The organism is Streptomyces sp. TSRI0281 (assembly GCF_001905125.1).
Classification (GTDB): domain Bacteria; phylum Actinomycetota; class Actinomycetes; order Streptomycetales; family Streptomycetaceae; genus Streptomyces.
Genome location: NZ_LWLE01000035.1, coordinates 261565 through 274391 on the forward strand (window position 1 = coordinate 261565; position 12827 = coordinate 274391).

The 12827-nt window shown below is 70.7% G+C and carries 7 protein-coding genes; all 7 read right to left on the bottom strand.

Annotated elements, in window-relative coordinates:
• Positions 1 to 13: 13 nt before the first annotated feature.
• On the bottom strand, positions 14 to 2566 hold the full coding sequence (locus tag A6A29_RS35845) for a Tox-REase-5 domain-containing protein (protein ID WP_073727036.1): 2553 nt from the start codon (positions 2564 to 2566) through the stop codon (positions 14 to 16).
• Between the two features lie 253 nt (positions 2567 to 2819).
• Positions 2820 to 4412 (bottom strand): phosphoglycerate dehydrogenase, encoded by a 1593-nt coding sequence (gene serA, locus A6A29_RS35850; protein WP_073727037.1) that lies wholly within the window; start codon positions 4410 to 4412, stop codon positions 2820 to 2822.
• 298 nt (positions 4413 to 4710) lie between these two features.
• Positions 4711 to 5712, bottom strand: coding sequence for a ketol-acid reductoisomerase (ilvC, locus tag A6A29_RS35855; protein WP_073727038.1), 1002 nt, complete (start codon positions 5710 to 5712; stop codon positions 4711 to 4713).
• Positions 5713 to 5828: 116 nt separating this feature from the next.
• Positions 5829 to 6356, bottom strand: a complete 528-nt coding sequence (gene ilvN, locus A6A29_RS35860; RefSeq protein WP_073727039.1) for an acetolactate synthase small subunit — start codon at positions 6354 to 6356, stop codon at positions 5829 to 5831.
• A 22-nt stretch (positions 6357 to 6378) separates the two neighbouring features.
• Complete coding sequence (locus tag A6A29_RS35865; RefSeq protein ID WP_073727040.1) at positions 6379 to 8235, bottom strand: acetolactate synthase large subunit; 1857 nt, start codon at positions 8233 to 8235, stop codon at positions 6379 to 6381.
• Between the two features lie 217 nt (positions 8236 to 8452).
• Positions 8453 to 11281: a putative bifunctional diguanylate cyclase/phosphodiesterase gene (locus tag A6A29_RS35870; protein WP_073727041.1), complete on the bottom strand. Its 2829-nt coding sequence runs from the start codon at positions 11279 to 11281 to the stop codon at positions 8453 to 8455.
• A 422-nt stretch (positions 11282 to 11703) separates the two neighbouring features.
• Positions 11704 to 12654, bottom strand: coding sequence for a 2-hydroxyacid dehydrogenase (locus A6A29_RS35875; protein WP_073727042.1), 951 nt, complete (start codon positions 12652 to 12654; stop codon positions 11704 to 11706).
• Positions 12655 to 12827: the final 173 nt, after the last annotated feature.

A 12827-nucleotide genomic window follows, 5' to 3' on the forward strand; every position in this document is an offset into this window, starting at 1 on the left:
CACGCCGTGCAGGCTACTCGTCGAACGCACCCGGTTTCCTGGTGCTGTCGTTCACCTTCGGCTTGCTGTAGACGACCTTGATCGGCAGTCCTTCGTCGCGGAACGCCTTGCGGGCGGCCTTGGCCACGTCCGGGTCGGAGAAGTGCCATTCGACGGCACGGCCGCCGGACGCCTCGACCTGGGACCGCGCCTCGGTGACGAACTTGTCCTTGCCGGACGGGGTGAGCGTGCCGCTGTCCGTTTTCGAGAGGTAGCTGCCGTAGCCGTTCTTGGCCTCCAGGAAGGTCTGCCGGCCCGAGTCCCAGCCGTCGTACTCCACGGCCGGCTTGCCGTCCTTGGGGTGCGGCACGACGTACTCCTGGCCGCGGTTCGTCCCGGTGACCTGCTCCTGGTAGCGGAGCCAGGACTCGTTCTTCCAGTTGGGCGCGGGGTTGCGGTCGCGGCTGGCCCAGTAGCCGTCGCCGAGGTCCGCGTCACCGAGCTTGCGGTCCTTCAGATCGTCGGCCCAGGACGGCGGGTTGTAGTTGCGCGGGTCGGACGTGTCGTTGCGGTTGGCCTCGGGGTACTGCTTCTTGTCCAGCTCGGCCTTGCGCGCCCGCTCCGGCTCCTCCAGCCGCTTCTGGTCCAGGTGGGCGGCCCGCTCCTGGTCGCGGGCCTCCCTCGCCTTGGCCTTGGCCGCCTCGTCGCACCCACCGTCCGCGAGAATCACCCGGCCGGTGGACCCGGAGGCCAGCACACCGATGCCGGAACCGCCGACCCCGGTGGGGCCGCCGGAACCTCCGGAGCCGCCGGAACCTCCGTACCGCACCAGCGGCGGCCCGGACGCGATGACACAGCCGGTCCTGCGTGCGGCGTCCTCGGCGGCGTCCGCGGCGTCGTCGGCCTCCTTCGCCGCCTTGCGGACCCCGTCGATGTCGCCGGCTTCGAGGGCCTTGCGGGCCCGGCGTGCGGCAGCCCCCGCGTCCCCCGCGGCTTCGGCCACCTGCTCGGCGACCTTGCCGACCTTGCCGAGCACCCCGACCTTGCCGACGACCTTCGCCACGTCGTAGCCGGGGATGAACATGGACCCGATGTTCCAGACGACATCGGTGACGGCCCGGGTCTTCTCGCCGTTGTTCCAGCGCTCGCGGACCTCGTCACCGACGAAAACGGTGTCGCCGACCGTTCCCACGGTGTTGCCGGAAGCCTTGGTCCAGTCCCAGACCGCGCCGAGGTAGTCGCCGTCGTCCCACTTGTCGCCCGCGCCCTTGGAGTCCTGCATCCACTTGTCGCCGAGCTGGCTGCCGTAGTCGGCGATCCCGGACCAGGTCTCGGGCTTGAAGAGGTCGACGATGCCGGTGACATCGCCCCAGATCCCGTCGACGGCCACGCCCTTGACGACCTGGGTCGTGCGGTCCCAGGCGCATCCGAAGAAGCCCCAGCCGCCGCAGTCCTCTTTCTCCTCGGCCTTGTTGCCGCCGTCGCCGCCGTTCTCGCCCTCACCCTCGGCGGACGCGGGCTGGTCGTAGTCGGCCTCGGGCTCCTCGCCCGCCTCGGGGAAGGTGTCCTCGCCGGTTCCGGGGCGGCCGTCGTCGTCGGGGCCGCCGGTGCCTCCGCCGGAGCCGGTGGAGCCGGTTGAGCCGGTGGTGTCGCCGCCCGTGGAACCGCCGGTCGTGTCGCCGCCGGTCGAGCCGCCGTCCGCGCCGCCGCTGCCCCCCGTACCGCCGGAGGAGCCTGTACCGCCCGTGGAGCCGGTACCGCCCGTGGAGCCTGTACCGCCGGAGGAGCCTGTACCGCCGGAGGAGCCGGTGCCGCCCGTGATGGTCGAGCCGCCCTCCGTACCACCGTCCGTACCACCGTCCGCGCCCCCGGTCGCGCCGCCCTCCGTGGCGCCGCCGTCCTTGCCGCCGCCCGCCTCGACCGAGCCGCTGCCGTCGCCGCCCGGGGACACCGGGCAGGCCGAACCGGTGAGCGAGCAGATCGCCGACTGGAGGCCCTCGGTGATACGGCCGCCCAGGCCGCCCACCGTCATCGCCCCGATGAGCGCGACGACGATCAGCACCAGGCCCAGGTACTCCAGGGCCGACTGACCCCGGTCGCGACGCCAGGTGATCATGTGCGGGAGCGAGAACTTGGGCTTCTCCCCCCGCTCCCCCGACGGCAGCAGGAACCACGCGCGGCTCTGCGGCCGCAGGAGGAGGACGAGGATCAGCGTCGGCAGGAGCAGCTGGCTGAAGCCGTCCGCCGAACCGTCACCGATGTTGGCGACGCCCCCGAGGAGCAGCCACACCTGTACGGCGACCAGCCCCCACCACACCCGTTTTCCGCCGGTCCTGACGTGCCGCGCGAGCAGCAGGCCCAGGACGCCGGGAGCGGAGGCGTAGAGCATGACGCCGAGGATCTGCGCGCCCATCGCGTCCACGGCGAGGGCCGAGCCGAGGAGCCCGAGCCCGCCGAGGACCGTCGCACCGAACAGCACGAGGAGCAGCACGCGTGCCGTGGCGAGCGGGCGGGGCAGATCACGCCGCCCGGGGACAGGTACGGGAGCAGCCGCTCCTGGAATGGGTATGCCACCGATCGCAGACATACGTGACCCCAACCCCCGCTGTCAGTAGCGACATGACAACGGCTCACGCTAGGGCCGGGACCCCTGTCCCGTCGTGGGTCCCAGGGCCCAACACCGGGCCCATCCTCCCCGGCCCCGCCCGGCCCCGCCCTGCCCGGTCCGGCCCCGCCCGGTCCGGCCCTGTCCGGCCCCGGACAGCACCGTACCCGGCAGCTGGACGCTCGCGGAGAACGTGCGTCCAGCTGCCGGGTACGGTGTCCGGCCGGTGCGGCGGTCAGGCGGTGAGGTTCACCGAGCGGGCCGAGGCGGCGCCGATCTCCACGGAGATCTCGTTCAGCACGGGCTGTGGGACGGTGTCGTCCACGGTGAGGACGACCAGCGCCTCGCCGCCCACGGCCGCCCGCGAGACCTGCATGCCCGCGATGTTCAGCCCGGCCTCGCCGAGGATCTTGCCGACCGCGCCGACGACGCCGGGACGGTCCTGGTAGCGCAGCACGACCATGTGGTCGGCCAGTGCCAGGTCGACGTCGTGGTCGCCGATGGCCACGATCTTCTGGAGGTTCTTCGGGCCGGCCAGCGTGCCGGAGACCGCGACCTCCTCGCCGCTCGACAGCGTACCGCGGACGGTCACCACATTGCGGTGGTCGGGCGACTCGGAGCTGGTGGTGAGGCGGACCTCGACACCGCGCTCCTGTGCGAAGAGCGGGGCGTTGACGTAGCTCACGGTCTCGTCGACGACGTCCTCGAAGACGCCCTTGAGCGCCGAGAGCTCCAGCACCTTCACATCGTGCTGGGTGATCTCGCCGTACACCTCGACGTCGAGCCGGGCCGCGACCTCGCCCGCGAGCGCGGTGAAGATCCGGCCGAGCTTCTCGGCGAGCGGCAGTCCGGGACGTACGTCCTCGGCGATCACACCGCCCTGCACGTTGACCGCGTCCGGCACGAGCTCACCGGCGAGGGCGAGACGTACGGACTTGGCGACCGCGATGCCCGCCTTCTCCTGGGCCTCGTCGGTGGAGGCGCCGAGGTGCGGGGTGCAGACGACCTGGTCGAACTCGAACAGCGGGGAGTCCGTGCAGGGCTCCTTCGTGTACACGTCCAGACCGGCACCCGCGACACGGCCCTCCTTGAGGGCGGAGGCGAGGGCCTGCTCGTCGACGATGCCACCGCGGGCGGCGTTGACGATGCGCACCGAGGGCTTCACCTTGTGCAGCGCCTCGTCACCGATCAGGCCGAGCGTCTCGGGAGTCTTGGGCAGGTGCACGGTGATGAAGTCGGCGACCTCCAGCAGCTCGTCCAGGCTGAGGAGCTTGACGCCCATCTGCGCGGCGCGGGCCGGCTGTACATAGGGGTCGTACGCGACGATCTTCATGCCGAAGGCCGACATGCGCTGCGCGACCAGGACGCCGATGCGGCCGAGACCGACGACGCCGAGGACCTTCTCGCTCAGCTCGACGCCCGTGTACTTGGAGCGCTTCCACTCGCCGTTCTTCAGGGCGGTGTTGGCCTGCGGGATGTTGCGCGCGGTGGCGACCAGCAGACCGCAGGCGAGCTCGGCGGCGGTGACGATGTTGGACGTCGGGGCGTTGACGACCATCACGCCGGCCTTGGTGGCCGAGGAGACGTCGACATTGTCCAGACCGACGCCGGCCCGGGCGACGACCCGGAGCTTCTTCGCGGCGGCGATGGCCTCGGCGTCGACCTTGGTGGCGGAGCGCACCAGGATGGCGTCGACATCAGCGATCGCGGGGAGGAGTTCGGCGCGGTCCGCGCCGTTGCAGTGCCGGATCTCGAAATCCGGACCCAGAGCGTCGACCGTGGCCGGCGACAGCTCTTCAGCGATGAGTACGACAGGTTTCGAGCTCACGTGAGTCCTCACAAGTCCAGTGCGGACGGCCGTCCCGACGGCCGCAGGCGGTGGAGGGGCTAGCCGCGTGGTAGACGCACGACACTGTGGGCCCTGACGCGTGTATGTGTGGAGAAGTGTAGTCATGCGACGGAGCGCATATTGCACCCCGGTGGAAGGATCACCCGCACGAGGGTGGACGTGGTGTCCACCCATGCGGTGCCGCCCCTTCCCCACCGCCTCTCCCGCAGTGACACGGGGGTGTGAGACGGCTGCGGTGCCGGGGGCGGGCCCGATGGACCCGCCCCCGGCGAAGGACCTACGCGTCCTCGTCGTTGACCCAGCTCATGAGCTTGCGCAGCTCACGGCCGGTGGTCTCCAGCAGGTGGTCGCTGTCGGCCTTCTTGTACTCGTTGTACTTGGGCAGACCGTTGTGGTACTCGGCCATCCACGCCTTGGCGAAGGTGCCGTCCTGGATCTCGGTGAGCACCTTCTTCATCTCGGCCTTGGTGTCCTCGGTGATGATCCGCGGGCCGGTGACGTAGTCGCCCCACTCGGCGGTCTCCGAGATGGACCAGCGCATCTTCTCCAGGCCGCCCTCGTACATGAGGTCCACGATGAGCTTCAGCTCGTGCAGGCACTCGAAGTACGCGATCTCCGGCTGGTAGCCGGCCTCGGTCAGGGTCTCGAAACCGGCCTTGACCAGGGCGGCGGTGCCACCGCAGAGGACGGCCTGCTCACCGAACAGGTCGGTCTCGGTCTCCTCGGTGAAGGTGGTCCTGATGACGCCGGCGCGGGTGCCGCCGATGCCCTTGGCGTACGAGAGGGCGAGCGCCAGGCCGTTGCCGGTCGGGTCCTGCTCGACGGCCACGATGCACGGGACGCCGCGGCCTTCCTCGTACTGGCGGCGGACGAGGTGGCCGGGGCCCTTCGGGGCGACCATGCAGACGTCGACGTTGGCCGGCGGCTTGATGAAGTCGAAGCGGATGTTCAGGCCGTGGCCGAAGAACAGCGCGTCGCCGTCCTTGAGGTTGTCCTTGATGGACTCCTCGTAGACCTGGGCCTGGATCGGGTCCGGGACGAGGATCATGATGACGTCGGCCTCGGCGGCGGCCTCGGCGGGGGTCACCACACGCAGACCCTGCTCCTCGGCCTTGGCCTTGGACTTCGAGCCCTCGTGCAGACCGACGCGGACGTCGACGCCGGAGTCACGGAGCGACAGCGCGTGGGCGTGGCCCTGGCTGCCGTAGCCGATGACCGCGACCTTGCGGCCCTGGATGATGGACAGGTCGGCATCGTCGTCGTAGAACAGCTCGGCCACTGGGTCTTCTCCTTGGTGTGCAGGTGTTGCGTCCCACCGTACGGCGGGGTGCGTCGTATACGTTCTCGGGTCTCGCCATGCGAGCGGCGGGCCGGCGGCCGGGACCGCCGGCCGGGCTACGCCGTGCGGTCGAGTGCGCGCAGGGACCGGTCGGTGATCGAGCGCGCGCCGCGCCCTATGGCGATGGTGCCGGACTGGACCAGTTCCTTGATGCCGTACTGCTCCAGCATCTTGAGCATGGCCTCCAGCTTGTCGGCCCCTCCGGTCGCCTCGATCGTGACGGCCTCCGGGGAGACGTCCACGGTCTTGGCGCGGAACAGCTGGACGATCTCGACGATCTGGGAGCGGGTCTCGCTGTCGGCGCGGACCTTCACCAGGACGAGCTCGCGCTGGATCGCAGCGGAGGGCTCGAGTTCGACGATCTTCAGGACGTTGACCAGCTTGTTGAGCTGCTTGGTCACCTGCTCCAGGGGCAGGTCCTCGACATTCACGACGATGGTGATGCGGGAGATGTCGGGGTGTTCGGTGGTACCGACCGCGAGCGAGTCGATATTGAAGCCGCGCCGGGAGAACAGGGCCGTGATCCGGGCGAGGACACCGGGCTTGTTCTCGACCAGGACGGAGAGCGTGTGCTTGCTGGACATGGAGTCGGTCTCTCTCTGTCTCTCAGTCGTCTTCGTTGTCGCCGAAGTCGGGGCGGACACCGCGGGCTGCCATGACCTCGTCGTTGGAGGTGCCGGCGGCGACCATCGGCCACACCATGGCGTCCTCGTGGACGATGAAGTCGACCACGACGGGGCGGTCGTTGATGGAGTTGGCCTCTTCGATGACCTTGTCCAGGTCGGCCGGGTCCTCGCAGCGGATCGCGTAGCAGCCCATGGCCTCGGACAGCTTGACGAAGTCCGGCACGCGGGTGCCCTTCGCCGGGAGGCCGTCCGTGTCGGCGCCGGAGTGCAGCACGGTGTTGGAGTAGCGCTGGTTGTAGAACAGGGTCTGCCACTGGCGGACCATCCCGAGGGCGCCGTTGTTGATGATGGCGACCTTGATCGGGATGTTGTTGAGCGCGCAGGTGGTGAGTTCCTGGTTGGTCATCTGGAAGCAGCCGTCGCCGTCGATGGCCCAGACCGTACGGTCCGGCATCCCGGCCTTGGCGCCCATCGCGGCCGGGACCGCGTACCCCATCGTCCCGGCGCCGCCGGAGTTCAGCCAGGTGGCGGGCTGCTCGTAGTCGATGAAGTGGGAGGCCCACATCTGGTGCTGGCCGACGCCCGCCGCGAAGATCGTGCCCTCGGGGGCGAGCTTGCCGATGCGCTGGATGACCTGCTGCGGGGAGAGGCTGCCGTCCGCGGGCAGGTCGTAGCCGAGCGGGTAGGTGTCGCGCCAGCGGTTGAGGTCCTTCCACCAGGCTGCATAGTCGCCGATATGGCCCTCGGTGTGCTCCGCCTGGACCGCCTGGACCAGATCGGCCAGGACCTCGCGCGCGTCCCCCACGATCGGCACGTCGGCGGCGCGGTTCTTGCCGATCTCGGCCGGGTCGATGTCGGCGTGGACGATCTTGGCGTACGGGGCGAAGCTGTCCAGCTTGCCGGTGACGCGGTCGTCGAAACGGGCTCCGAGGGCGACGATCAGGTCGGCCTTCTGCAGCGCGGTGACGGCGGTGACCGCACCGTGCATGCCCGGCATTCCGACGTGCAGCGGGTGGCTGTCGGGGAATGCGCCGAGCGCCATCAGTGTGGTGGTGACGGGCGCTCCGGTGAGCTCCGCGAGGACCTTCAGCTCGGCGGTGGCCCCCGCCTTGAGGACGCCGCCGCCGACGTACAGCACGGGGCGCTTGGCCTGGGTGATGAGCCTGGCGGCCTCGCGGATCTGCTTGGCATGCGGCTTGGTGACCGGGCGGTAGCCCGGCAGGTCCTGGATGGGCGGCCAGCTGAAGGTGGTCTGCGACTGGAGGGCGTCCTTGGCGATGTCGACGAGGACCGGTCCGGGGCGGCCGGTGGAGGCGATGTGGAAGGCCTCGGAGATGGTGTGCGCGATGTCCTCGGCGCGGGTGACCAGGAAGTTGTGCTTCGTGATCGGCATCGTGATGCCGCAGATGTCGGCTTCCTGGAAGGCGTCCGTGCCGATCGACTTGGAGGCGACCTGGCCGGTGATCGCGACGAGCGGCACGGAGTCCATGTGCGCGTCGGCGATCGGGGTGACCAGGTTGGTGGCGCCGGGGCCCGAGGTGACCATGCAGACACCGACCTTGCCGGTGGCCTGCGCGTACCCGGTGGCCGCGTGACCGGCACCCTGCTCGTGGCGGACCAGGATGTGGCGGACCCGGGTGGAGTCCATCAGCGGGTCGTACGCCGGAAGGATGCAACCGCCGGGGAGGCCGAATACCGTGTCGGCGCCGACTTCCTCAAGAGAACGGATGAGGGACTGCGCGCCCGTGAGGTGCTCAACGGTGACGGACGACGGTCCGCCGTTACGGGCGCGCGGCTGCGGGTGGTGGGCCCCGGTGGCCTGCTCGGTCATCGACATTCTCTTCTCGAAGCTGAGGGTTTTCGCGGGTGTTTTGCAGCGTTTTGCGGGGTGCCGGTGCAACAAAAAACCCCTCGTGCCGTGAGGCAAGCGAGGGGAGCGCGCCGGTGCGGTCTGCAGAGTGTCGTGGAGTGACTCTGCTTCAGCCGACGCGCTTTCCAAGTACGAGAATTCGGGTGCGCATGGCATTGACCCTCTCTCCGGCACGCATGAGGTGTCAAGTGGGTGGGATGGGCGTCTCAGCATGTGATCCGGCGAGGAGCGGAATCGAGCCGCCCGCGAGGACCGGCCGGGCGGCGGGAACGCCGGGCACCGGGAACTCTCCGCGGACCAGCGCGCGGCGCAGCCGGTACTCGTCCAGCGGCCCGGAGAAGGCCATCCCCTGGCCGTGCGTACACCCCATGGCGCGCAGCGCGAGGACCTGCTCCGGTACGTCGACACCGTCGGCCACGGACTGCATGCCGAGATCGCAGGCGATCCGCAGCAACCCGCTCGTGATCTTGTGGAGCCGGGCGGACTCCACCACTCCCTCGACCAGCCCGCGGTCCAGTTTCAGTACGTCGATGGGGAGCCGGCGCAGCGCGTTGATCGCCGCGTAACCGCTGCCGAAGCCGTCCAGCGCGATACGTACGCCGAGCCGGCGCAGCGCGACGAGCCGCTGCTCCAGATCGTCGAAGGAGACCCGTGGGTCGCTGTCGGCCACCTCGATCATCAGCGCCCCGGAGGGCAGCCCGTAGCGGGTCAGGAGCGCTTCGATGGAGCCGAAGGGCAGGGTCTTGTCCAGGAGCCGGCCGGCGGACAGCCGTACGGAGACGGAGACGGGGTGTCCGGCCCTGGCCCGTTCGGCGGCCTGTGCGACGGCCTCTTCGAGCAGCCAGCGGCCGAGTTCGGCGGTGCGGTCGCTGTCGTCGGGGACCCGCAGGAACTCGGCGGGGGTGAACAGGATGCCCTGCGCGGAGCGCCAGCGGGCCTGGGCGGCGACGGCGGCGACGGACCCGCTGGCCAGATGGACGACCGGCTGGTGCAGCAGGGCGAACTCCCCGTCGCGCAGGGCGGTGCGCAGCCGGGCGGCCAGCTCGGAGCGGCGGACGACGTCGGCCTGCATCTGCGGGGCGTACAGCTCGACCCGGTCCTTGCCGCCCGCCTTGGCCCGGTACATCGCGAGGTCCGCGTTGCGCATGAGGTCGGTGGGGGTGATGGCGGGCTCGGCGAAGGCGACGCCGATGGAGGCCGCCACCCGGACCTCGCTGGCGCCGATCCGGTACGGCTGGGAGAGCGTGAGGCGCAGCCGGTCGGCGATGTCGTGGACCTGATACTCCCGCGCGGCCTGGTCGTGTGTGCCGTCGCCGATGATGAGCGCGGCGAACTCGTCGCCGCCGAGCCTGGCCGCGGTGTCCCCGGCCCGTACGGATTCGGCCAGGCGGCGGGCGGCCTGGATGAGGAGTTCGTCGCCCGCCTGGTGGCCGATGGTGTCGTTGACCGCCTTGAAGCCGTCGAGGTCGATGAAGAGCACGGCGGTGCCCGGGTCGCCGGAGCGGCGCCCGCCGAGCGCCTGGCGGACGCGTTTGGTGAAGAGGGCGCGATTGGGCAGGTCGGTGAGCGGGTCGTGCTCGGCGTTGTGCTGCAACTGCGCCTGGAGGCGGACCCGTTCGGTCACGTCCCGGCTGTTGAGCAGAAGGCCGCCGTGGTGCCGGTTGACGGTGGACTCGACATTGAGCCAGTCACCGGTGCCGGATCTGAAGCGGCACTCGATCCGGGTGGTGGGCTCCTCGTGGGGCGGGGTGGCGAGAAACCGCCGCAGCTCGTGGACCACCCCGCCGAGGTCCTCGGGGTGGATGACCGAGGACAGCTCGGAGCCGACGAGATCGTCCGCTTCACGCCCGTACACACCGGCCGCGGCGGGGCTGACGTAGCGGAGTATGCCGGAGGGTGCGGCGATCATGATGACGTCGCTGGACCCCTGCACCAGGGAGCGGAAGTGGTTCTCCTTCTGGGCCAGCTCCTGGGTGAGGGTGATGTTGTCGAGGAGCATGATGCCCTGCCGGACGACCAGGGCCAGGACGACGGCGCAGCCGGTGAGCACCACGACCTGGTCCACCCGGCGGCCCTCGACCACGTTGTACAGGATGCCGAGGGTGCAGACGGCGGCGGCCAGATACGGGGTCAGGGCGGCCAGGGACCCGGCGATCGGCCGGCTGGTGGTGGCCCGCGGCGGACCGAAGGGCCGGTCGGAGCGGCTCGCGACGCGCCGGGCACCCCAGGGGGCGTACGCGAGGAGCAGCGAGCCGGCGAACCAGCCCGCGTCGAGCAGTTCGCCCGACCGGTAGGTGGAGCGCAGCAGCGGTGAGGTGAACACCGCGTCGCTCAGGACGGTCAGGGCGAGCGCGGCGATGGCCAGGTTGACCGCGGAGCGGTTGGCGTTGACCCGGCGGAAGTGGAGCGCGAGCACCATGGAGACGAGCACGATGTCGAGCAACGGGTAGGCCAGCGAGAGCGCCGCACGGGCCACGCTGGCGTCCTCGACGTTGGCCACCTGCGCGGTGTGGGCCAGGGCGAGGCTCCAGGAGAGCGTGAGCAGCGAGCCGCCGATCAGCCAGGAGTCCAGGACCAGGCACACCCACCCGGCCCGGGTGACGGGACGCTTGGCGAGGACGAGCAGCCCGACGATCGCGGGCGGCGCGAAGCAGAGGTAGAAGAGATCGGCCAGCGAAGGCGTGGGCACCGGGAGCCCCAGCACCACCTCGTACCAGCCCCAGACCGCGTTCCCCCCGGCGGCCATCAGGGAGGAGAACGAGAACAGCAGCCAGGCGGGCCGCAGCCGTCGGCCGCTGGCGCGCGCGTAGAGGAAACAGGAGACCGCGGCGATCGTCGCGGCGACGCTGAGGCCGAAGTCCCCCATGACGAGGGCCAGTTCCGGCGACCCCCAGCCGGTGGCCGCGCCCACGGCGTAGCCCCCGCAGACGAAGACGAGCACGATCTGGGGCAGCAGCCCCGTCCGGCTGCCGGTGAGCGGCGGACGGGCGAGCAGTGCCCCGAAGGCGCTCACCGGAAGGCTCCGGGGATCGGGCCCGGCACCCCCGGCATCAACCTCTCCGCCGGACCTGTCCGGCACCGCGATTCCACCCTCCGGCGGGTATGGCGTCCCCGCTCCGGTGGTACCGATGACCGCCGTCGCCCGCCCCGCGTCGGATCGTCTCTCCATGGCCAGCACATCGCCCGTCGCCCCCTCGCGTTCCGGTGCTCCCCCCGCGCCGTCCCTTCCACGGCGCAGCCCCCCGGTCTGGACGATACACCAGACTCGTCACTCAGGGCCATAGTTCCTCTACGCTCCGTGACGACCTGCGGTTTCGTCGCCACACGACGCGTCCGTAGCGCTTCACAGCGTGGCGGAGCGCCCCGCCGGACGCCTGTCGAGCGCCGAGCCGACAACTGCGACGGGGCTCCGCCGGACGCCGTCGGACGCCTGCGTCAGCCGATGGTGCGCACGACGTTGCGCACCGGCTCTCCGGCGGCGAACCGGGTGAGCTGAGCGGCCAGCAGACGCTTCGCCCGGGGCTCGAACGCCGAGGTGCTGCCGCCCACATGAGGGGTGATCAGCACATTCGGAGCATGCCAGAGAGGATGGCCGGCCGGCAGCGGTTCCGGGTCGGTGACGTCGAGCGCCGCCCGCAGCCGGCCGGACGCGAGCTCGGACAGCAGCGCCTCGGTGTCGACCACGCCGCCGCGTGCGACATTCACCAGCAGGGCGCCGTCCGGCATCGCGGCGAGGAACTCGGCTCCCACCAGCCCTTGCGAGGAAGGGTTCAGCGGGGTGGAGAGTATGACGACATCGGCCTCGGGCAGCAGCGCGGGCAGGTCGTCCAGTGCGTGTACGGGGCCGCGCGCCGTTGTCCGGGCGGAGCGCGCCACACGTGCCACCCGCGCGCACTCGAAGGGTTCGAGCCGGTCCTCGATGGCCGATCCGATGGATCCATATCCCACGATCAGGACGGACTTGTCGGCGAGCGCGGGGTAGAAGCCGGAGAGCCACTTCTCGTCGGCCTGCCCGTGGACGAACCCGGGGAAGCCGCGCAGGGAGGCCAGGACCAGCGCCAGGGCGAGTTCCGCGGTGGACGCCTCGTGCACCCCCTTCGCGTTGCACAGCCGTACCCCGGAGGGCAGCAGGCCGAGGCCCGGCTCCACATGGTCGATCCCGGCGGAGAGGGTCTGCACGACCCGGACCGCGCCCATGGACGCGAGCGGGCGGACCGCGACCTCGGGGCCCTTCATGTACGGGACGACGTAGAAGGCGCAGTCCGCGGGATCGGCGGGGTAGTCCCGGCCGCCGTCCCACAAGCGGTAGTTGAGACCCTCGGGGAGCCCGTCGATCTCCTCGGCGGGAAAAGGCAGCCATACGTCGGTATGCGTCGCGGAAGTCATGGTCAGGAGGCTATGCGACGGCGGCGCGGGGGCGCGGGGGCGGTTCCGCGAGGGGTTGCCGACGGCTCTGCGACGGCTGCCCGGAGGCGGCGCGGCGCCAGAGGTTACTTTGGGGTCCGGTGTGGTCCCGCATCGGCGGGTCCGAGGGAGGGTTCGGGGAGTTGGAGCGCAGG